This window comes from Odoribacter laneus YIT 12061 (genome assembly GCF_000243215.1).
GTDB classification, from domain to species: Bacteria; Bacteroidota; Bacteroidia; order Bacteroidales; family Marinifilaceae; genus Culturomica; species Culturomica lanea.
In genome coordinates this window covers 767,398-790,670 of sequence record NZ_JH594596.1, presented here as the reverse complement: position 1 = coordinate 790,670, position 23,273 = coordinate 767,398, and the positions used below count along the sequence as shown (strand labels likewise).

The following is a 23,273-nucleotide window of genomic DNA, read 5'->3' as shown; positions in this document are numbered from 1 at the left end:
TATCTGAAAACTGATTTACTTAAAATGTCTATTTTACAACATCCCTCCCCCCTGTGTATCCGGGAAAAGAATTTTCGTCGCAGCCATCAAATTCACTAAAATTTCATCATGCTTTGTTCCTAATAATTTAAAATCATTTCTCAATCTTCTTTCTATAGCTAAAAATACCTTTACATCACAGCATCCTTTTAATACCTGTACAAAAATCCGGATCACTTCCCTGTTCAGATCAGGAATGACTAAACCTCCAATGTATATTTCCCGCAAAAACAAGGAAAGTGTTTCTATACAACGGCCGGCATTATCAGGTAAAAGATAATGTAAACTATCCAGACAGCGGCTGAATACAGTCTCTTTGCCCGATAATTTATTGACAAACTCAGCTATCAAAAATCCTTTCTCAAAAAATACTCCTATATAATTTCTTCTCAATAATCCTTTTGCCACAATATTAGGGTCAAAATTATTTTTCAGATAAAATTGTGAACTAATTCCACCTTTATCCTGAATACAATCATTATAAAACAGGGCATCATCTGATATTAAAATCCGTTCCGGACGATTAAGAATATATTTATAATCCATTACATAATTCAACCAAAAACGATGTTTCTCAGAATTTTTTTCTTCAAATTCCCTCAAATCATCGAGTTTTTCTTCAATAATTTCAACATGACAATTGACAGACATCCATTGTTCCATATCCTCCCACATAGCCAGCACCTGTTCTTTATAATTATCAGGATACATAACAGGCACAACTTTATCTAAACAAATATCTACTACGCCTGCCTGTTTCGGACTATATTTTATCTCCACCACCTTATTCTTCACAAAATCAGCAACGGTTTTCGGTATAATAAACTGATGCGGGTAGTTAAAACTTTCCGATTTATAGAAAGAATACAAACAAAATAATGAGGTAAAATCAAGTACAAATTCCTTACCTGCCAAATCAATCTCCTTCAGTTCATCAATATGAGGATTTAGGAGTAAACCATATTCCGGAGTGGTTAAAACACAGTATGTCCGATAAAAATCGTCATTAAACAATAACGGAGCCAGCATAAAAAAGGATAATTCACCAGCTTTGTATTTAGCCAAATGCTCTTTAATTAAACGTTTCCTCTGATCTTCTCCGGGACCAAAATTCCGGATAAAAACATCCTGGATACTTTTTACATCATTTACGTCATCAGCCTTTAACGCAATTATTGGTGAGCCTGTTTCTAAAGGATGCATAGCATCCAACTGTATTTCTTTATATAATGCCAGATATTTATTCATAGTACACACGATCTCCACCTTAAGATAACAGTCGCATGCCGGAATCTTCACTAAAACGGTTTCTCCCATCGAATGCCCGGATAAGGCTTTCTGCAAATCACTTTCTTTATTCGGATTTATATAAACAATCGAATTCTCCTCTCTATCCTCATATTTTATCTCTACATAACTGTCAGGCTTTACAATCTCAAAACATTCAAAAACAGTTTTCTCACATTGATTGCATAATTCAAAGAAAAGCAGCCGCAAGCCTCTATTTTCTCTGTCCATGGCATACTGCCATAAAAATTCCACGGCCTCAGCCTGAAAATTTTGCTGAAATAATATAACTGTCACATCGCGCACACACTCCACATTGGTAAATCGGATGGAAGATAGATTTGTTTTCAATTCCTTTATCTTATCAAACGCATCATTTTCATGCAGAGAAACCATATAATTAGAAAAAACTCTTTCATTCAGAGGATCATCTGCATACAAAATTTCCATAATACTCAGACATTCTTTCCAATCCTCCAGTTTTCTCCTTAACACATATTCATTAGATAGAATGAACCTGTCAACCCGTCCGCTTTCCTCCCGCCATTGCTTCATCAATACCAATAACTCCCGGTTATCTTTCTTTGTATAATACAACGCCTGTATGTAATAGAATAAATTCCGGTCACATATCTTTTTATCAATAAATCCGCGGTATAAACTCACGGCAAGTTCCATCTTCCCGAGCAAAATCAAAATATAGGCAATAATACCTTTCAGTTCATATGAAACTTCCTCCTTTAAAGCCAATTGATATAAAACATTTATATCTGCATCATCAGGTAGGATAAAAATCTTCTGTAAAACTTTTACTATTTCCTTATGTACCTCTACTTCAAAAGTTTTAGTCAAACACAAATCCCAATCAAAACAAACCCCATTTTCATGTTCAAACAATTTCAGAATCACAGGCAACACTCTTCCAAAATTGAAAGCTGTTATACAGTCCAAGCGTTCAATAAATTCCTTTATAGCAAGATTGTAATGGACTATATCTCCTGTCTTCAAAAAACAGAATGATTTAGCATATGCCACTTCTTCATATTTTTCCTTCACAAAATCCAATACTTCCAGAGCTTCTTTCTCATATCCGACAAATTGCAGACAATTAGCCAGCATCATTGCTCCATTCACATTATCAGGACTTAAGTATCTTTTTGCTTCCAAAAGTTGTTCGTTCTGATCATTCACAACATAATCAGCTAAATAATATAAGAAAAAAGCACCTTGATAAATATTTTCCACCTCACTCCCCTTCAACCCAGAAACAAGTTTATGGGTTTCCTTGTATATAATCTCCCATTCCGGAGATTTTGCAGTTCTTTTCGTAAATTCAAAACGTAAACCATTCTGTATATAAACATAGTTTGCATAATCAACATGAAGTACACAAGTATAAAAATTATCAAAGGTTAACTGCTTTATCGGTTCTATTTCAAATTCTCGAATAAGATATTCCCGAAGTTCTGCCGGTCCGTTTTCGTGATCACGGACATAAGCCAAAATCAAAAATTTAAATTCATTAGTTTTCCTTACATACTCCGGCAATATCTTTATTTTATCATAAAGACTACCTTCTTTATTCTCAAACAATAAGATAAAATAAATCACCGAACTATCATCATCAGCTTCCTTCAGTTCTTTGGCTAATCGTATTGCTTCTTCCAATTTCCCTGATTTATAATAGGCATAAGCAGCTTTCTTCTTATAATTATTATTTGCCTTATCCTTTTTATAACTAAAAATATACTCTTTTCTTGCCTCAGGGAATTGTGTCAGTAACTCATAACATCCCGCTTTCCAATAATGAAGTTTTGAATAAAATTTCTCATTTACCGTAAACTCCGAATCAGCAATAGCGGTTTCCAATTTTATTAATAATTCTAAAGCTGTCCGTGGTCTGAATTTCTCAATATGCTCCTTATAAGCCTCCAATTGCCGTTTCCACTCCTCTTTTAATGAAGTTTCCATAGATGCCAACGTATTCTGAAAAGAGGACGATAACTGATTCAACTTAGTAGAAATACAAAAAATTTCCTCCTTAAATCCTCGCTCGATTTCCAGATTACGAAGTTTTATATTACCCTGTATATGCTCATAAAATAAATTCAAAAAGGTTTCCAATTCACTTTTAGATGGAATAATGATATGGTCATTCTTCTTAAATTCTTCTATCAGACAATCCAGATCGATAGCACTTCCAAATAATCGATACTTCAACAATTCATTAATAATAGCTTGTGAATCATAAAAAGGAAATTTATCACCATCACTCATCACCGGATATTTTTCTTCATATTCCGTAAGAGTAGCCAAAATCACCTGATAAAGTTCCTGCTTAAATTCTTTCTGAGAAGAAAAAAATTTACTTAGTTTTTCATTCAGTTTATAATTGGCAAAACCCTCTGCCAAAAAAGTCACGACACCCCAGACAAATGCTGTACCCATAGCCATAATTGCAATCCAATAAAATTATACATTATATAATAAACAAATTATTTCACTCACTTCATTTATTTTCTTACTGAATTAATATCCCACAGACACAATATATAAAATAATTTAACAATAAAGATATATTTTTTTATTTAAAGATATGTTTTTCAATACAACTGATTGCTTTATCTATTATAATCTTAGAAGGTTCTTTACATGTATGTATGACATACCATCCGTTTTCATATTTAACAACATTCTCATAATCGCTCTCAGAACCAATAAAAAGATTATGTGTAATTCTATCATGTCAATAATTATATTATACTACTATATCGCCTGCATTTTCTCCCCATGTACCTAAACGCCACCAATCAATTTAAGACCATATATTCATCCAATTTTGATTGGATTTCACGGTAATACCAAGTATATATTCTTCCATTCCAACTTCCTTCAACGCTTGGTAATTCTCTGAATCCTTTGCGAACTGATACAGATTCAGGTGAAATTCCTCATCGGTAGATTTTGATAGTTTTCCATTTTCATCTATCAATCCGAACACCAGTAGTAATCTGTTATATAAATTCCTATAACCTTGCCTGTACTTCTTGTATTTTACCGGATCATCTTCCCGGTAACAATCTTTATAAAAGAAATCTTCGAGTGCGACCACTTCAAACCGGATACCCATAAACCGGATCAACTCTTCAACAAAAACATCTCCGCTACTTTCGATTGCAGTCTCAAAAGAATTACTTCTCTTGAGCCATGTTAAGCTAAAATCCGGGTTAAAATACTTTATAAATGATAAAACCACTTCTTCGGAAGAATCCAAATTCAACTTATTTAAAAAACAATGAATTTCCAGACTCAAAATTTCTTTCCTGAATCGCTTCGGGTCCGCTTTGTCCAGAAAAACAAGAAGTTTGCTCTCTTCACAGGCTATGTCTGCTGTAATCTTAGAGTAATTTTCAACGTTCTCTATCCGGACAATAGCCTGAACGGCAAAATAAAGCAGAAGTTCATAATTCAGAAAGAAATACCATTTTCTTGTTCTTACCAAAAAAGGATAAAGGCAATTTAAACCGACACCTTCTATCCCGCTTTTCTTCAGCCATTGTTCAAGCTGAGCATCCGTATAATAAATTCTTTCTCTGTAATATTTACCACATTTAAAATATTCCAATGCCCATTGCATCAAAAAAGCAGCCAACTTATCTGCCGGAATACCGCTTTCCGAATGATTTAAATAATAACCTGCAAAATGATCCAGCACACACGGTGGACGGAGCAAATGTGCGCACAATTGCCCCGTCCCGTGATTCCAAACACGTGAGCATACCGCTAACCGCAGGCGTCAATGCGATGCGGATAGCTGCATACAACAAACGCACCCTGAAAGCGATGTTCGTCAGCACGGAACCCGGCGGTTATTTTAGCGTAGCACCTTATTTTTCGGCAGGATTATCCGTCGGATTTTAATAGGCCCGGAATATGAAATTCCTATGGCGTTTATGTGTACAGCTAAAAATCCGGTACATGCCGGGAGCGACCGTCTGCATCATTCATATCTTTCTCTTTATCCTCTGCTGGCCGATTATTCTATTGAATGAGTACTTCCCGGCTGCCCCCAATTGGCAGATATACGTTTTCGGAGGCTGGTAAAAAAGGGCAAATGCGCCTTTTTGTTCATCATTCCTGTAAGAGTATTATCTGCTTTCCCCACCCTTCGTTTATCCGGTTTTTATTATTTTTGCATAAAGATAAAAACAAGACCATGCAGATTTTATTAGCTTGTGCCAAACATATGACCACCCGGTCGGAAGTCTCACCGGAGCTTTCGACAAAGCCCAGGTTCCTAAAAGAAGCCAAACGCCATGCCCTGCAACTGGCGGCCTTTACGGAAGCAGAATTGGGGAAAGCCCTCAAGTGCAATGCACGCCTGGCGATCCTAAATAAACTGCGCTACCTCTCTTTTTTCGATCCCGAAGACAGCGGGGCCGCCGTATTATCCTACAATGGAATGGCCTACCGGCATCTGCGTGCCTGGGAATTTACAGAGGCTGATTATGCGTATGCCAACAGCCATCTGTGGATCTGTTCCTTTTTATATGGCCTGCTCCGGCCCATGGACCGCATCAAGAACTACCGTTTGGAAGGTAGTGTGAAACTGCCGGATAACGACGACCGGAATATGTTCGACTTTTGGAAACCCCTATTGACGGATGTGCTGATCGAATCGGTGAAACAGGACGATGGATGCCTGGTGCATCTGGCCACCGAGGAAATGACCCGCCTCTTCGATTGGAAACGGGTGAAACGGGAAGTAAAGGTGCTGGAACCCCAATTCTTCGTCCGGGATGGCGAGAAACTAAAAAACATCGTCGTATATGCCAAAATGTGCCGGGGCGCCATGACCCGCTACATTCTGCAAAACCGTCTCACCACCCGGGAAGAGCTGACCGCCTTTTCCTATGAAGAATTCAGGTATCAACCCGAAGCCCTCCCTGCGAAACCAGATGTATTACCGTTTGTGTTGGAATGAAGAATAGCAACCACGGATTTGACTTATGGGAAAAAATTCGTAAATTGTGAAAACCAAACCATCCGTTAAAGTGTGTGCTATGGATACCCTGAGTTTTGAACAAGTCGAAAAAAAGATCATTACCTTGTGGAACACTCCGGTCATTCTGGATTCCGATGTGGCCGGACTCTACGGAGTGGAGACCAAACGGGTAAATGAAGCAGTAAGTAATAATCCGGATAAGTTTCCCACAGGATATATTATCCGGTTGGAAAAAACAGAATGGGACGGATTGAAGTCGAAATTTTCGACTTCAATAAAAGGAGGGAAAACGAAACTTCCTTTTGCCTTCACCGAACGGGGTTTATACATGCTGGCAACTATCCTGAAAAGCGAACAGGCTACTCAGACCACCCTCGCCATTATCGATGCTTTTTACAAACTCCGCTTGCTGACACGGCAGTTAACAGCCCTTCCTGAAGCAGATGAACCCACCCGGAAATCGATCCTGCAAAAAAGCGGTCAATTGATCGCAGACCTGTTAACAGACGAATTGCCTACGGTTACAACCGAAACAACGGTGGAACTCAATCTGGCCGTTTTAAAAATCAAACACTCGGTCACTAAAAACAGCCGCCCGGAAGAGACAAATCAATAAACAGAGACAGATAAACCTACCCGGTTTCCGCACAATTGCACCGTCCCCCTGTGTGTTACCTTTTATCATTCAGCTTTTTACCCAGAATACTGGAATATAAAGTTATAAAATATATCTTTGTAGACATCAATAGAAAAAAGCTCACTACAAATCCGGCACCGTCATGTCAGAAAAAGAAGCAAACGGCAAAGAATCCTACATACTGCTGCAAACCATCTACGATAACCTACCAGTAGGCCTCGAACTCTACGACAGCGAAGGCAATCTTACTGAAATAAACCATGCGGGCATGGCTATGATGGGCGTCACGGACAAGAAAAACATGCTGGGAATAAACATTTTTCAGAATCCCAACATCCCCGATGACATGAAAGACCGCCTGCGGCAAGGGGAAAACGTACGCTTCACCGTGGGCTACGACTTCAGTCTGGCAAGGGAAAAATACTATCCCACCACCCATACGGGCGTGCGCCACCTGGAAATCACCGTCTCGGTGGTAAAGCAAAACAACGGCGGAATCGACAAATGCCTTCCGGGCAGGATGCAATGAATACCTCGTCAAGCCCATCGATAAAGCCCGCCTGATGGCCGTGCTCCGCAAATTCTGCCGCAATGTCCCCGGCCTCCCGGAAGGATAATCCCTCCGCAAAGACCGCCCGGAAACCGGCATTGACGGGTTTGCCTCACAACGTATTCTGCAACGGGGGCTATAAATCTTACCAGATTCAGAAACTGACTTTCACCCAAGCGATCAGAACACCCAACACCAGTGCATTTACGGCAATTACGGGAACCGATTTACGCTCTTTTTCGGCCACTAACACCAGCACAGGCAAAGCCATGGCCAAAGAGACAAGAGCTCCTTCCAACCACCAAGACAGCCCAGGCAGATGGATATGAAAAATCACAATCGCAACGACGACATATTGAATAAAAGCAGAAAGACACGAGGCCTTAGGAAACTTTTTCAACAACATAGGTATTACATCCACTCCTCCAGCAACAAGCCCGGTACCTAAAGACAACCAAAAGTGATTCATTGTATTCAAGTTTTAATTACACTCTTATTTCAATTTTTTTACTCGCCTGTAAATGTTACGTCTACTCCCTGCCTCTTCCTGAAATCCGGCTTCGGAATCCTCCTTTACCTTCCCTCCCGGATCCGCAACCACCCAACGCTTCATTTATTTCATCCGTCATAAAAATCTTGTCTCAGAATTCCAAAATGTAGCAAAGGTAAATATTAATCCAATACTTCAATTCAAGAACTAAATTTATTATTTATATTTAAAAAAAGTATTTTTCATTAAAATACAACCAATCCGGATTAACTTTGCATCCAAATCAAAAACAGAACAATAAAATACCGACAAACATGGACATTCAGGAAAAAGCAGCGCAAATAGTCGCTACGGCACAGATCGTCACACTGGCTTCGATAGACGAAAACGGCTATCCGCGCCCGGTGGCAATGGTAAAACTCAAAGACGAGGACGGTGCAATCTACGTCTCGACCGGAACAAGTTCGGCAAAGACAGCCCATTTTAGGGACAATCCCAAAGCAGGGATCTCAATTGTAAAAGGCAGCGACAGCGTCGTTTACACCGGCGAAATAGAGATCGTAACGGATGAGGCGATAAAACGCTCTCTCTGGAGCGACTGGATGCTGCCTCATTTCCCCGGGGGAGTGGAAGACCCGGAATACTGTGTATTGAAATTCACCCCGGAATCAGCAACCTATTGGATCGACAACGTATTTGTAAAAAATGAGCAATATATGAATCTGTTTTGCCAAAGCTGCGGCATGCCGATGCGAACTCCGGACCAATTCGGAACAAATAAAGACGGTTCCGTCAATGAGGATTATTGCTGCTATTGCTATAAAGAGGGGGCATTCCTCCAAGATTGTACAATGGAGGGGATGATCGAACATTGCATTCAGTTTCTCGATGAATTCAACGGGGCTTGTGATAGCCGGTATTCGAAAGAAGAAGCGATTGCTCAGATGAAAGCCTATTTTCCCCGGCTCAAACGATGGGCAAAATAAAAGCACAGTGACCTAAAGCCCCCGGCTCCGTGATTTACCGGAATATCCAGGCAGGTAAAAGCCCCGGTAATCGGTAACCCCTGAAACTCCGGTGCCGGGGGCTGTTGTAAAAACACCGGCCCTTTCCTCATCGATACATTATTATTTTTCCCTATCTTTCTAAACAAGACGGCAGCCAGGTGCATCCTGCCACGAAGAAAATGATCCGCCTGTCCGTTTGGAAACAGGTGAAGTGCAGGGTGAAAGTGCCGGAACCTCAACTTTTCGTTCGTGAAGGCAGGAAACTGAAAACGGTTGCAGTATATACCCCAATATGCCGGGCCGCTATGACCCCCTGTATCCTTCGGAACCGCCTGAGAACAAGAGAAGCTGACCGCTTTTTCCTACGAAGAACTCCATTACCAGCCCACATCCACCCTAGTAATCACGGGGATGGGCAAATGTGCACACATTTGCCCCGTCCCCCTGTGTTATCCCCTCGTAAACCATTCCTTAAACTCAGCGACGCGGACTTTACTGACCAGAATCTTCTCCGCCACAGGAACGGTCAGGTTGACGGACAGACGGCTGTTGAACCACAGGTCGATGTCTTTAATAGCACGGCGGGCAATCAGATACTGGCGGTTGACCCGGAAAAACGTAGCAGGAGGCAGGGAATCGGCTATTTCGTCCAGCGTCTGCGACAGGGCGTATTCCCTCCCATCCGTTACGGCTTTTACATTCCCGTCGGTGATGTAGAAATAATATACGGCATCCACCGCCAGCGGCAGTAATTTATCTCCTTTCTGGGGGATCAGGAAATGCGTTTTATAATGTTCCTGCTGTTTCAATGCCTGTAAAAGTCCCTGCAAACCGGCTTCCGGCATCCGGTCAGCCGATTGTTCCCCCCTCAGGCATTCCAGTTTCCGAAGTGCATTCCGTACGTCTTCGGCAGCAATGGGTTTCAGCAAATAATCCACGCTATTCACCTTAAAAGCTTTCAGGGCATATTCATCGTATGCCGTCGTGAAAATCAGGGGACAACGGATCTCCACATGCTGGAAAATCTCAAAAGCCGAACCGTCCGCCAGATGGATATCCATAAATACCAGGTCGGGCTGCGGTTGCACACGAAACCAGTCGATGCTCTCGGCAATACTGTCCAAAGCCGTCACCACCTCGATTTCGGGCGCCACCTCCGACAGCAAAGCCATCAGATTACGCACGGCCGCTTTTTCATCTTCAACAATTACCGCTTTCATACGTTTATCATTTTATTTTCAGTACCCATATAGCCCCTTATTTTTTAGGTATACCAAAGTACCCAGAGTTTCATAACAAAGGTATTTTCACACAAAAAACATCCCCTGTCTTTTCCACTACAATCTGCTGCTGAAACAGCAGTTCATAGCGTTTGTTCAGGTTCGCCAGCCCGATTCCGGTGGTCGACTCCCCGGTCATCTTCGGCTGAATACGGTTGCATACACTCAGCCACTCCCCCCCTTCAGTGCGGATGGTGATGACCAAAGGACGGCGGTTGCTGATCTCATTATGTTTAATCGCATTTTCTATCAACAACTGCACGGCCATCGGTGGCACCTGCTTATCGCGGAGCTGTTCGTCTACCCTGATCTCAAACCGGAGGTTATCCTCATAACGCATCAGTTGGAGGAAAATATAAGCGTTCACAAACTCCATTTCTCCTGACAAAGGCACTTTTTGGGTATCATTACCCTGCAAGGTATAACGCAATACCCGAGATAATTCCTGTATATATTCCTGCGCCTTATCCTGTGATTCACGCACCAGTGAACGCAGCGTATTCAGCGAATTGAACAGCATATGCGGATTTAACTGGTTTTTCAGAGCTTCGTATTGATTCTGTAAATTTTCAGCCCGCAATTGCTCGTTTTCGAGCTGATAGGATTGCTGACGGCGCACCAGATAAATGATGTAACAACTGCCCGTAACAATGCAGGTAATGATAAAATCCCTGAGCGGATGCAGGTAATGATGCGCCAGTGCATCAATAGCCGGAATGTCGAAATGTTGATGCAGATAAATAAAAAAACGCCCCAGACCGCTGCTCAGTATCCAGGTGACCACAAATGAAAAAGCGATACGACCCACCCCTGTTTTCATCCCCTTTGTGCCGAACCTGAAAATCAAAGCGTTGACGGCAAACAGGATCAACAGGGAAATAAAGGTAAACCCGATCTCAAACCCCACATCCTGCGGTTTCATACCCGGGAAAAGGCTGAACGGCTCGTAAGTAACGAACAGTGAGATCAGCTCCGGGAAATGAATCAACGAAGCCACCGTCGCTGAGATAATTACAATAATCAGCAGGAAACGACTTTGAAAAAGAGGACTGTATAATTTCATAAATACGACATCGGAATTAATTACACATCTTACCCGGACTGATAAACCGGAATCAAGGAATTACGAAATTATCAAATAAGTCGGGAGACTTACAAAAATACGATTTATTTCTTTTCCTGATGCAGGATCCGGGCCGTCACATACATTCCGGGCCGGAAAAGCTCTTCCTGAGCGTCCACCCGGGCATAGATTTCCAGTGAACGACTGGCTTCGTCCACCTGCTGCCCGACAGAAACCAAGGTAGCACGGAACACTTGCGCTCCGATCCCGTTTACCGTAAATTCGACAGTATCCCCGTTGTGGATATTCGACAAATCTTTCTCATAAGCCACCAAACGCAGCATCGTGCGATCCTTGTTGATCACGTCGCAAAGGGCTTCCCCGGCAGCAATGTGCTTCCCGGCATTGATCCGCACATTACCCACATACCCGTCAATCGGGGAAAGTACCTCCAGGTAAGGCCGTATGCCTCCCGTCAGTAAAACAGACGGCTGGACCCCCAGTAACTGTAATTGCGCCGCAGTGGCCTGCTCCCGACTTTTCATTGACAGGTATTCCGCCTTAGCCTGCTGCAATTTTTTCTGTGATGCTGCCTGTTCTTTGGATAATGCCAGCTGGCGGTTGTACTCGGCTTCCAGATATTCCAATTGTGCATGACTATCCAGATAATTCTGCTGCAAATCAATAAAATCAGGGTTTTCAAGCGTCACCAACAATTGTCCTTTTTTCACCGCCATACCGGAAAGCAATTTACTGCTCTTCACCGTTCCGCCCATGACCATCGTCACGGTAGCCTGATACTCCGGCGGCACCACCAGCGTCCCGTTGAACAGCACCTCATTGGGTTTAGAAGTGGCAGAACTATACGCATCCGCCTCTTCTGTTTCTTCTATTTGCTCAACCACAACAACCGTATCTGCCGAAGTCACCGCCTCAGCAACGGAATTATTTTTAGCATCCTTGCATCCTGCAACAGCTAATACGATCAGGGGGATAAATATTTTTTTCATGGTTAGATTGTTTCAAACATTGAGTTCTACATCAAAATTAGTTATATATTTCAAGAATGTGATAATTTGAATTGCCGAAATACAGCTTATTTTATTCAAAACTATTCAATAAGTCAACGGAATTATCTATAAAGTTCATACTCCAAGGCTGCCACATTATACTGATACACCGCCTCGATATACCCGCGTTTAATCTCCCGGACAGCATTCAGGCTCTGGATATACTCCGTGATATCAGTTTCACTTTCGCGGAACATCAGGTCGGCCGCTTTCATCAACTCCTCCGCTTCTTTCAAGGCAGACATACGGTAATAGCGAATACTCTCGCCGTACTTGTTCAACTGAATCCGCAGTTCCCCGACCTTATGGTCCAGTTCACGGATACTGCGGTCCGTCTCGATCCGGCTGATATTGGCAGCAATGCGCGCCTGCCGGATCTTACTGCGCTGAGGGACAAAATACAAGGGGAAAGAAGCTCCGACCATCCACGAATTCAATCCCCTGAGTGGCCGTATATCCTGGCGCACATAGCCAAACGACAGTTCCGGGAAAAAACGGCTGCGCTCTACTTTCAGCATAGCAATTTTTTCATCGGTGAGGCTACTAAAATAATTCCGGTAAGCTTCACCCCCAACTGCCGGCAATGAATCTACTGCAAGCATCGATAATTCCGGTTGCGCAGGCTCTATGGGGGAATCCGAATAACAGGCCCATTGTAAACGACGGGCCGCTACCCTCAACTCCTCCTGTGCCTGAAACAAACGGGTCCGCATATCCGCTGCCAGCGTCGAAGTCATACTTTTCTCCAACAGGGTAATCTCCCCCTGCTCGTAACGCAACTCCCCGGCATGCTGCAAACGATCCGCCAGTTCCAACTGTTCCCGGTACAAAGCCAGCGTATGCATCGCATATACATAATAACTCCATGCCCGTTTCGCCTCGGCCCGCACCTCTTTTTCCACCAATACGGCATAATTCCGCCCGGTTTCCACCTGCCGCTTCACCAAAGCATTCTTATAAAAAGGAGTCAGCAACGACCCCAGGCTTTGGGCCACCTCTATCTGATAATCGTCCCGGCCTTCTCCGTTCAGCTGTCCCCACGAATAACTGAATTCCGTAGCAGGCAATTCCGCCACTTCCCCGCGACCCGCCCGGCTCATCTCAATCTGCGATTCGGCAATCTGCAAACGGGGACTGTTTTTCACCGCCAACGCCACCACCTGTTCTAACGTCAACCGTTGTACGCCTGTCTCCGTCTGCTGCACACCTTCCGGGAAAACCCCACCATTCGCCTTCTCTTCCGCTACCTGCAAAACTTCCCGGTTCACTCCACCATCCTCCTGGGCCTGTACAACTCCCGGCAACACCAGCAGCAACACCACCGCGCCAATTCCGAAAAAGCGCCTGAAATGCCCCCTTTTCAACAAAACAGCCGAATTGACAATCTGATAAAATATAGGAATAATAATCAGCGTGAGTATCGTGGAGACAATCAATCCGCCGATCACCACCGTTGCCAACGGGCGCTGTACCTCTGCTCCGGCCGAAGTGGCAATAGCCATCGGCACAAATCCCAGCGAAGCCACTAATCCGGTCAGGAACACCGGACGCAGCAAATGAGGCGTGCTCTCCTGAATCACCACCCGCGTGGACTTTTGGTAACGCCCTTCCTTGCGGCATTCCGTAAAACGGTTGATCATCAGGATACCGTTAAGCACCGCAACACCGAACAGCGCGATAAACCCGACTCCGGCCGAAATGCTAAACGGCAGGCCGCGCACCCACAAGGCCAGTATGCCACCGATCAACGACAGGGGAACCGTACTAAACACCACTAGCGTATACGTGATGCTCCGGAAAGCAAAAAACAACAGCAGCAAGATCAGCGACAATGCCACAGGGATCACAATCAGCAACGTACTGATTGCATTCTGCAGGTTCTCAAACTGTCCGCCGTATTCAAAATAATAGCCGGGTTTCAACCGTATATTCCGGTCCAGCGTCTCCTGGATCTGTGCCACCACCTGCTGTATATCCGCATCCCGCACATTCACCCCGATCACAATGCGCCGCTTGGTGGCATCGCGGTTAATCTGCAAAGGCCCGTTCACCAATTCTATGGCAGCCACCTCACTCAGCGGCAACTGCATCCCTTCGGAAGTGTGTACAAACAACTTATCTATATTGAAATCGGCCACTTTATCCTTATCCAGGCGGACCACCAGGTCGAACCGCCGTTCGTTTTCAAACACCACCCCGGCAATCTCCCCGGCATAGGCCGTACGGATCACCGTATTCAGCTCGCTGATGTTAATGCCGTAGCGGGCCAGCTTATCCCGGTCGTATTTCACCACCAACTGCGGCAATCCCATCGTCTGCTCCACAATCACATCCGATGCCCCCGGAATTTTCTCCACATACGCAGCCGCCTTTTTCGCCTGGGCATACAATTCGTCCACATCTTCACCATAAAGTTTCACGGCAATATCCGCCTTAGCCCCCGTCATCAACTCATTGAACCGCAATTGTATAGGCTGGCTGAAATTAAACTCCGCCATCTTTTCCAGAGGTTCCAGCGCCTGTTTCATCTTTTCGACCATTTCGGCACGGCTTCCCGCACTCGTCCATTCGTCAAACGGCTTCATGATAATCATCACATCGGCATCCTCCACCGCCATCGGGTCCGTAGGCACTTCCGCCGTCCCGATCTTCGCCACCACATGCCGGATCTCCGGAAACTGCTTCATCAGGATCTCCTGCGCCTGCCCCGAAAGCTCTATGCTATTGCTCAGCGAACTGCCTGCCGGGAGCGTCATCTGCATCGCAAAATCGCCCTCGTCCATCGTCGGGATAAACTCTGCCCCCAAACGGGTGAACAAAAACAGGCTACCCACCAAAGCCGAGAAAGCCACGGCAACGGTACTCCATTTAAAACGCAGACAAAAACACAAAGCCCGGTGGTACACCTTGTTCAGTCCCTCAAAAAAACGGTCTCCCCAGGTGCGGCTCGCCCGGATTTCCTTTTTCAGGAACAGCGAAGCCATCATCGGCACATAGGTCAGTGACAGGAATAAAGCCCCGACGATACAGAACACCAGCGTCTTGGCCATCGGTGTAAAGTATTTCCCTTCAATACCCGTCAGGGTCAGTATCGGGAAAAATACGATCAGGATAATCAGCACCGCAAAAGTCGCCGAGCGCACCACACTCCCAGCTCCCCGGGCTACTTCGGCATCCATTTCTGCCTGAGTCAAATGGCGTCCCCGGAACTGCCGGCTGTATATATGGGCCAATATGCCTTCCAGAATCACAATAGAACCGTCGACCACAATACCGAAGTCCACCGCCCCCAAACTCATCAGGTTGGCCGACACCCCGAACACCCGCATCAGGATAAACGCAAACAGCATCGCCAGCGGGATCACCGAAGCCACAATCAACCCACCCCGCAGATTCCCCAGGAAAAAGATCAGCACCAGGAACACAATCACCGCCCCGTCGATCAGGTTGGAGATCACCGTCGAAATATTCCGGTTCACCAGGGCCGAACGGTTCAGGTAAGGCTCTATGGAAACCCCTTCGGGCAATATCTTCTGCAATTTCTCCACCCGTTGCTCCAGCTCCTTCGTCACCACATTCGCATTTGCCCCTTTCAGCATCATCGCAATCCCGCCGACACATTCCCCCTTCCCGTCCATCGTCATTGCCCCGAAACGCTTGGGTGCCCCGAAACGTACCTCGGCCACATCATTTACGTGGATAGGTATCCCGTTCCGGTTCACCACCACGATATTCTCAATATCCCTGAGCGTGCCGATCATCCCTTCCGAACGGATATAATAAGCATGATTCACCTTCTCGATGTAGCTGCCCCCGGTATTCTGGTTATTATTCGTCAAGGCATCATACACCTCGCTGATGGTGATATTCAGAGAATACAAAGCAGCCGGGTCCACCGCCACCTCATATTGCTTCAGATAACCGCCGAAACTGTTGATCTCCACAATCCCCGGAATACCCGAAAGCTGCCGTTTCACAATCCAATCCTGGATCGTGCGCAGCTCCATCGCATCGTATTTCCGCTCATACCCCGGAGCCACCCGCAGGATATACTGATAGATCTCCCCCAGCCCCGTTGTAATCGGCATCAGCTCGGGCGTTCCCAGTTCCGGCGGGATCTCCCCGGCCACCGCCTGAATCTGCTCGTTGATCAGTTGCCGCGCATCCAGGGTCGGCACTTTCTCATTAAACACCACCGTGACCAGTGACAACCCGAAACGCGACACGGAACGGATCTCCTCCACATTCATTATATTGCTCATGGCAATCTCTATTGGCGAAGTAATCAATTGCTCCACCTCCTGCGGTGCCAGTGTCGGCGAAACCGTCACAATCTGCACCTGATTATTCGTAATATCAGGCACGGCATCCACCGGCAAAGTCAGCATCGCATAAATTCCCCCAATGAGCAGGAACAAAGTCGTCAGTCCCACAAACAACTTGTTCTTAATCGAAAAGTGTACAATAGCATGAAACATCGTTAATCCTTTTATAATTTCTGTAACAAATGTATCATTATACGAAAAAACACCCCCCAGGAATCCATTCAACCGGAAATTTTTACCCTTGAAATGACAAAAAGTAAAGTTAAAGAAAACACCGGGGCAAATGTGCACACAATTGCCCCGGCCCCAAGATTAAAATAAAAAACTCCCACCGAAGCGGGAGTATAGGATTACATCCTTCGGCATATAGCCTTGCTGTGATAAGATGTAAAAATTGATTTGTTTAATCAACGAAACAAATTTACACAACCGTTTGCAAAATCAAAATATTTTACAGAATTTTAACGGAATTAATTTACGTATAGTAAACTACCAACTTATGGAAACCACTTTAGGCATTGATTTAGGTACCAATAGTATCGGTCTGGCATTAGTCGATCAGGAAGAACATCAAATCCTATACTCCGGTGTCCGCATATTTCCGGAAGGGATCAACAAAGATACCATCGGACTAGGGGAAAAAGAAGAATCCCGGAATGCCACCCGAAGGGCCAAAAGACAAATGCGCCGCCAATATTTCCGGAAAAAATTACGGAAGGCCAAACTCCTGGAACTCCTCATTGCCTACGATATGTGTCCCCTAAAGCCGGAAGACGTCCGCCGGTGGAAAAACTGGGACAAACAGCAGAAATCGACTGTCCGGCAATTTCCGGACACCCCCGCATTCCGGGAATGGTTAAAACAAAATCCTTACGAACTGCGCAAGCAAGCCGTAACAGAAGATGTTACCCGCCCGGAACTAGGACGTATACTTTATCAGATGATCCAAAGAAGAGGTTTTCTGAGCAGCCGCAAAGGAAAAGAAGAGGGAAAAATATTCACTGGAAAAGACCGGATGGTAGGTATCGATGAGACCCGGAAAAATTTACAAAAACAGACCTTGGGAGCTTATCTGTATGACATCGCTCCCAAAAACGGTGAAAAATACCGGTTCCGTACTGAAAGGGTCAGGGCCCGTTATACCTTACGGGATATGTATATCCGGGAATTTGAAATCATCTGGCAAAGACAAGCCGGACATCTAGGCCTTGCCCACGAACAAGCCACCCGGAAAAAGAATATTTTCCTGGAAGGCTCTGCTACAAACGTCCGGAATAGCAAACTGATTACACATTTACAGGCCAAATACGGGCGAGGCCATGTCCTTATCGAAGATACGCGGATCACGGTTACCTTCCAATTGCCTTTGAAAGAAGTATTGGGAGGAAAAATTGAAATAGAGGAAGAACAGCTAAAATTCAAATCCAACGAAAGCGTTCTGTTCTGGCAACGCCCGCTTCGCTCCCAGAAATCCTTGCTCTCCAAATGTGTCTTTGAAGGAAGGAATTTCTACGATCCGGTCCACCAAAAATGGATCATTGCCGGACCAACCCCTGCCCCCCTCTCCCATCCCGAATTCGAAGAGTTCCGGGCCTATCAATTTATCAATAATATTATTTACGGGAAAAACGAGCACCTGACTGCCATACAACGCGAAGCCGTATTCGAACTGATGTGCACCGAAAGCAAGGATTTCAACTTTGAAAAAATCCCCAAACACCTGAAACTATTTGAAAAATTCAATTTCGACGACACCACCAAAGTTCCGGCTTGTACGACCATCAGCCAGCTCCGGAAGTTATTTCCCCACCCTGTCTGGGAAGAAAAACGGGAAGAGATCTGGCACTGCTTCTATTTTTACGACGACAATACATTGCTTTTTGAAAAATTGCAAAAAGATTATGCACTGCAAACCAACGACCTCGAAAAAATAAAGAAAATAAGGCTGAGTGAGAGCTACGGAAATGTTTCCCTGAAAGCAATCCGCCGCATTAATCCTTATCTGAAAAAAGGATACGCTTACAGTACCGCTGTCCTCCTCGGCGGCATCCGCAATAGTTTCGGGAAACGCTTCGAATATTTCAAAGAATACGAACCGGAAATAGAAAAAGCGGTATGCCGTATCCTGAAAGAAAAAAATGCTGAAGGGGAAGTTATCCGGAAAATCAAAGACTACCTGGTCCACAACCGTTTCGGCTTCGCAAAAAACGACCGGGCATTTCAAAAGCTCTACCACCACAGTCAGGCGATCACGACGCAAGCACAAAAAGAGCGTTTACCTGAAACGGGAAACCTGCGCAATCCCATTGTCCAGCAGGGTTTGAATGAATTAAGACGAACGGTAAACAAACTATTGGCAACCTGCCGGGAAAAATACGGTCCCTCGTTCAAATTCGACCATATCCACGTAGAGATGGGCCGGGAACTCCGGAGCTCCAAAACGGAACGGGAAAAGCAAAGCCGGCAAATCCGCGAAAACGAAAAGAAAAATGAGGCAGCAAAGGTAAAGTTAGCAGAATACGGACTAAAGGCCTACCGGGATAACATTCAAAAATATTTACTATACAAAGAGATAGAAGAAAAAGGAGGTACGGTTTGTTGCCCCTATACCGGGAAGACGCTCAACATCTCCCATACGTTGGGAAGTGACAATTCGGTCCAGATCGAACATATCATCCCTTACAGTATTTCGTTGGACGACAGCCTTGCCAATAAAACCCTTTGCGACGCCACCTTTAACCGGGAGAAAGGCGAGCTCACCCCCTACGATTTCTATCAGAAAGATCCGTCTCCTGAAAAATGGGGAGCCAGCAGCTGGGAAGAAATTGAAGACCGGGCTTTCCGACTCTTACCCTATGCCAAAGCACAACGCTTCATCAGACGGAAACCACAGGAATCTAATGAATTTATTTCCAGGCAATTGAATGACACCCGCTATATTAGCAAAAAAGCTGTAGAATATTTATCTGCCATCTGTAGTGATGTCAAGGCTTTTCCCGGACAACTGACCGCAGAACTCCGGCATCTCTGGGGATTGAACAATATTCTGCAATCCGCTCCGGACATCACTTTCCCTTTGCCTGTTTCCGCCACCGAAAACCACAGGGAATACTATGTCATCACAAACGAACAGAACGAAGTCATCCGTTTATTTCCCAAACAAGGGGAAACACCACGAACTGAAAAAGGGGAACTATTACTGACAGGCGAGGTAGAACGTAAAGTATTTAGATGCAAAGGTATGCAGGAATTTCAAACCGATGTCAGTGACGGGAAGTACTGGCGCCGGATAAAACTGTCTTCCTCCGTCACCTGGTCACCCCTCTTTGCTCCCAAACCTATTTCTGCGGACGGACAAATTGTACTGAAAGGACGGATCGAAAAAGGAGTTTTCGTCTGCAACCAGCTGAAACAAAAACTGAAAACCGGCTTACCCGACGGCAGCTACTGGATCAGTCTTCCGGTGATCAGCCAAACCTTCAAAGAAGGGGAATCCGTCAATAACAGCAAATTAACCTCCCAGCAGGTACAGCTGTTCGGACGCGTTCGTGAAGGGATATTCCGCTGCCACAACTACCAGTGCCCGGCCAGCGGTGCCGATGGTAATTTCTGGTGTACCCTGGATACCGACACAGCACAACCCGCATTTACACCCATCAAAAATGCTCCTCCCGGGGTCGGCGGGGGACAAATCATCCTCACCGGAGACGTAGACGACAAAGGGATATTCCATGCCGATGATGACCTGCACTATGAACTGCCGGCTTCCTTACCCAAAGGAAAATATTACGGTATCTTCACCGTTGAATCCTGTGATCCCACCCTTATTCCGATAGAGCTGTCAGCCCCAAAAACGAGTAAAGGCGAAAACCTCATCGAAGGAAACATCTGGGTGGACGAACATACCGGGGAAGTCCGTTTCGACCCGAAGAAAAACCGGGAAGATCAGCGCCATCATGCCATAGACGCCATTGTAATCGCCTTATCTTCCCAGAGTTTATTCCAACGCTTGAGCACCTACAATGCCCGGCGGGAAAACAAAAAAAGAGGCCTCGATTCCACAGAACATTTCCCCTCCCCCTGGCCGGGTTTTGCCCAAGACGTCCGACAAAGCGTCGTCCCTCTTTTGGTGTCGTATAAACAAAATCCTAAAACCCTCTGCAAAATCAGTAAAACCCTCTATAAAGACGGGAAGAAAATACATAGTTGCGGAAATGCCGTCCGGGGACAATTGCACAAAGAAACCGTTTACGGACAACGAACCGCCCCCGGCGCTACGGAAAAATCCTACCACATCCGGAAAGACATCCGTGAACTGAAAACCAGCAAACACATCGGTAAAGTAGTCGATATTACGATCCGGCAAATGCTCTTAAAACACCTGCAGGAAAATTACCATATCGATATAACGCAGGAATTCAATATTCCTTCGAATGCTTTCTTCAAAGAAGGGGTTTACCGGATCTTCCTTCCGAACAAACATGGAGAACCCGTACCCATCAAGAAAATCCGGATGAAAGAAGAGTTAGGTAATGCAGAACGGTTGAAAGACAACATCAACCAATATGTGAATCCCCGTAACAATCATCACGTTATGATCTATCAGGATGCAGACGGGAACCTGAAGGAAGAAATTGTCTCCTTCTGGTCGGTCATCGAACGGCAAAACCAGGGACAGCCCATTTATCAGCTTCCCCGTGAAGGCCGGAATATAGTCAGTATACTGCAAATAAATGATACTTTCCTCATAGGCTTGAAAGAGGAAGAACCGGAAGTATACAGAAATGATCTTTCAACCTTGAGCAAGCATTTATATCGTGTCCAAAAACTGTCCGGTATGTACTACACTTTCCGGCACCATTTAGCCTCCACCCTGAACAACGAACGGGAAGAATTCCGGATTCAAAGTTTAGAAGCCTGGAAACGAGCCAATCCAGTCAAAGTACAGATAGACGAAATCGGACGTATCACCTTTTTAAACGGACCGTTATGCTGAAAAGAACTCTGTTTTTCGGGAAACCCAGCCGTCTTTCGGTTAAAGACAAACAATTAGTGATTGAAATAAAAGAGACGGGGGAATTGCATAAAGCACCGATCGAGGATATTGGTTTTGTAGTGATCGAAAACCAGCAAATCAGTGTCAGCCTGCCTTTATTACAGGAATTCATGTCCAACAATGTAGCTGTGATCTTCTGCGATGCCAGCCACATGCCCAACTCCATGCTGCTCAACCTGGATGGCCACCATTTACAAAGTGAAATGTTCCGCTTCCAGATCAACGCCTCCGAACCCCTGAAAAAGAACCTGTGGAAACAAACCGTTGAGGCCAAAATACGCAATCAGGCTGCCTTACTGGATAAGTCAGGCAAAAACGGGAATATATTAAAACCATTTTATTGTAACGTAAAAAGCGGGGATACCGACAACCGGGAAGGGGCCGCTGCCCGGGTATACTGGACGGAAATGTTCGGCACCAGTTTTATACGCGACCGGTACGGAGAGTGCCCCAATAATCTGTTAAACTATGCTTACATCGTCCTACGGGCTGCAGTTGCACGAGCCATTACAGGTTCTGGTTTATTACCCACCCTGGGGCTTTTTCACCACAACCGTTACAACGCTTTTTGCCTGGCGGACGACCTCATGGAACCTTACAGGCCTTACGCCGATGAAGTAGTGTCCGGGCTGTTTCAAAAAGGTGAAAAAGAACTGACCACCGCAGTAAAAGCAGAAATACTAAAGATTCTGGCCAATGACACCTATTTTGAAAATACAACCCGCCCTTTGATGGTCGGACTTTCGCAAACCACAGCTTCTCTGGCACGATGTTTCAGTGGGGAGCAAAAGAAAATGGTTTATCCGGAATTTAAATAAAAAATAACAATATGTCGGAAAACCGGCTAAATGCATACCGAATTATGTGGCTTTTTGTCTTCTTCGATCTGCCCGTTATGACGAAACCGGAACGTCATACCGCCACTCATTTTCGGAAATTTCTGGAAAAAGATGGTTTTTCCATGATGCAGTTTTCCGTGTATATCCGCCATTGTGCCAGCAAAGAAAGTGCAGAAGTACACATTTCACGCATACGGAATAACATCCCGGAAAAAGGCCAGGTCAGCATTTTGACCGTCACCGATAAGCAATACGGAGAAATTCTCAATTATTGGGGCTGCAAATCCAATCCTTTAGGCGAAACCCCTAAACAATTGGAACTTTTTTAATACATTTGTTCTTTGAAATGTTGAAATCAGAAAATGACATCAAATCAGCTCCCAGGAAGCAAAAGTCTGCATTTTTTCTTGCTTGGATTTCATGAAAAATCTTGAACTTTAATGCTTTGACAGGCCTTGGCTGTGATTTGATGTAAATACTTGATAAGATATACCCTCTTACGAGGCCGGTGTCATTTGGCAATAGCTGTGATTTGATGTAAATACTTGATAAGATATACCATCGTCATTTTAACCTGATGACTGAGGTTGCTGTGATTTGATGTAAATACTTGATAAGATATACC

General features: G+C 44.8%; 16 protein-coding genes and 1 pseudogene. 10 read left to right on the top strand and 7 right to left on the bottom strand.

Annotated elements, in window-relative coordinates; genetic code table 11:
• Nucleotides 1-33: 33 nt before the first annotated feature.
• Both HMPREF9449_RS03375 and HMPREF9449_RS03370 read right to left on the bottom strand, forming a co-directional pair.
• Nucleotides 34-3,780, bottom strand: a complete 3,747-nt coding sequence (locus tag HMPREF9449_RS03375) for a hypothetical protein (protein ID WP_009135826.1) — start codon at nt 3,778-3,780, stop codon at nt 34-36.
• A 361-nt stretch (nt 3,781-4,141) separates the two neighbouring features.
• Nucleotides 4,142-5,059, bottom strand: a complete 918-nt coding sequence (locus HMPREF9449_RS03370) for a hypothetical protein (RefSeq protein WP_147640014.1) — start codon at nt 5,057-5,059, stop codon at nt 4,142-4,144.
• Between the two features lie 38 nt (nt 5,060-5,097).
• On the opposite strand from HMPREF9449_RS03370, the gene HMPREF9449_RS16540 reads away from it, so the two are divergent.
• From HMPREF9449_RS16540 to HMPREF9449_RS16530, 5 genes are all read left to right on the top strand, one after another.
• Nucleotides 5,098-5,247, top strand: coding sequence for a DUF6268 family outer membrane beta-barrel protein (locus tag HMPREF9449_RS16540; RefSeq protein ID WP_156793293.1), 150 nt, complete (start codon nt 5,098-5,100; stop codon nt 5,245-5,247).
• Between the two features lie 12 nt (nt 5,248-5,259).
• Nucleotides 5,260-5,430 (top strand): hypothetical protein, encoded by a 171-nt coding sequence (locus tag HMPREF9449_RS16535; protein ID WP_156793292.1) that lies wholly within the window; start codon nt 5,260-5,262, stop codon nt 5,428-5,430.
• Between the two features lie 112 nt (nt 5,431-5,542).
• On the top strand, nt 5,543-6,310 hold the full coding sequence (locus HMPREF9449_RS03365) for a YaaA family protein (protein ID WP_009135824.1): 768 nt from the start codon (nt 5,543-5,545) through the stop codon (nt 6,308-6,310).
• Between the two features lie 79 nt (nt 6,311-6,389).
• Nucleotides 6,390-6,947 carry an ORF6N domain-containing protein gene (locus HMPREF9449_RS03360; RefSeq protein WP_009135823.1) on the top strand — a complete coding sequence of 186 codons (558 nt, stop codon included), beginning with the start codon at nt 6,390-6,392 and terminating at the stop codon, nt 6,945-6,947.
• Between the two features lie 163 nt (nt 6,948-7,110).
• Entirely contained in the window at nt 7,111-7,497 is a 387-nt protein-coding gene (locus HMPREF9449_RS16530; RefSeq protein WP_009135821.1) for a PAS domain-containing protein, read from the top strand.
• 175 nt (nt 7,498-7,672) lie between these two features.
• Here the strand turns inward: HMPREF9449_RS16530 and HMPREF9449_RS03350 are convergent, their stop codons facing one another.
• Nucleotides 7,673-7,987, bottom strand: a complete 315-nt coding sequence (locus HMPREF9449_RS03350) for a hypothetical protein (protein ID WP_009135820.1) — start codon at nt 7,985-7,987, stop codon at nt 7,673-7,675.
• A gap of 335 nt (nt 7,988-8,322) precedes the next feature.
• On the opposite strand from HMPREF9449_RS03350, the pseudogene HMPREF9449_RS03345 reads away from it, so the two are divergent.
• Nucleotides 8,323-8,682 (top strand): annotated as a pseudogene (locus HMPREF9449_RS03345) (pyridoxamine 5'-phosphate oxidase family protein); the annotation flags it as partial.
• 42 nt (nt 8,683-8,724) lie between these two features.
• Entirely contained in the window at nt 8,725-8,994 is a 270-nt protein-coding gene (locus HMPREF9449_RS03340) for a zinc ribbon domain-containing protein (RefSeq protein WP_040611587.1), read from the top strand.
• 470 nt (nt 8,995-9,464) lie between these two features.
• Here HMPREF9449_RS03340 and HMPREF9449_RS03330 read toward each other — a convergent pair whose 3' ends face one another.
• The 4 genes from HMPREF9449_RS03330 to HMPREF9449_RS03315 form a co-directional block, all read right to left on the bottom strand.
• Nucleotides 9,465-10,235 carry a LytR/AlgR family response regulator transcription factor gene (locus HMPREF9449_RS03330; RefSeq protein WP_009135818.1) on the bottom strand — a complete coding sequence of 257 codons (771 nt, stop codon included), beginning with the start codon at nt 10,233-10,235 and terminating at the stop codon, nt 9,465-9,467.
• Between the two features lie 70 nt (nt 10,236-10,305).
• A complete protein-coding gene (locus tag HMPREF9449_RS03325; RefSeq protein ID WP_009135817.1) occupies nt 10,306-11,358 on the bottom strand; it encodes a sensor histidine kinase in 1,053 nt (350 codons plus the stop codon).
• A 104-nt stretch (nt 11,359-11,462) separates the two neighbouring features.
• On the bottom strand, nt 11,463-12,368 hold the full coding sequence (locus HMPREF9449_RS03320) for an efflux RND transporter periplasmic adaptor subunit (protein WP_009135816.1): 906 nt from the start codon (nt 12,366-12,368) through the stop codon (nt 11,463-11,465).
• A 122-nt stretch (nt 12,369-12,490) separates the two neighbouring features.
• Nucleotides 12,491-16,906, bottom strand: coding sequence for a CusA/CzcA family heavy metal efflux RND transporter (locus HMPREF9449_RS03315; protein ID WP_009135815.1), 4,416 nt, complete (start codon nt 16,904-16,906; stop codon nt 12,491-12,493).
• A gap of 346 nt (nt 16,907-17,252) precedes the next feature.
• Between HMPREF9449_RS03315 and cas9 the strand changes: the two genes are divergently transcribed.
• From cas9 to cas2, 3 genes are read left to right on the top strand one after another with little or no spacing between them, the layout of a single operon-like run.
• On the top strand, nt 17,253-21,749 hold the full coding sequence (cas9, locus tag HMPREF9449_RS03310; protein WP_009135814.1) for a type II CRISPR RNA-guided endonuclease Cas9: 4,497 nt from the start codon (nt 17,253-17,255) through the stop codon (nt 21,747-21,749).
• Nucleotides 21,743-22,627 carry a type II CRISPR-associated endonuclease Cas1 gene (cas1, locus tag HMPREF9449_RS03305; RefSeq protein WP_009135813.1) on the top strand — a complete coding sequence of 295 codons (885 nt, stop codon included), beginning with the start codon at nt 21,743-21,745 and terminating at the stop codon, nt 22,625-22,627. Before cas9 ends, cas1 begins: the two co-directional genes overlap by 7 nt.
• 11 nt (nt 22,628-22,638) lie before the next feature.
• On the top strand, nt 22,639-22,977 hold the full coding sequence (cas2, locus tag HMPREF9449_RS03300; protein ID WP_009135812.1) for a CRISPR-associated endonuclease Cas2: 339 nt from the start codon (nt 22,639-22,641) through the stop codon (nt 22,975-22,977).
• Nucleotides 22,978-23,273 lie beyond the last annotated feature (296 nt).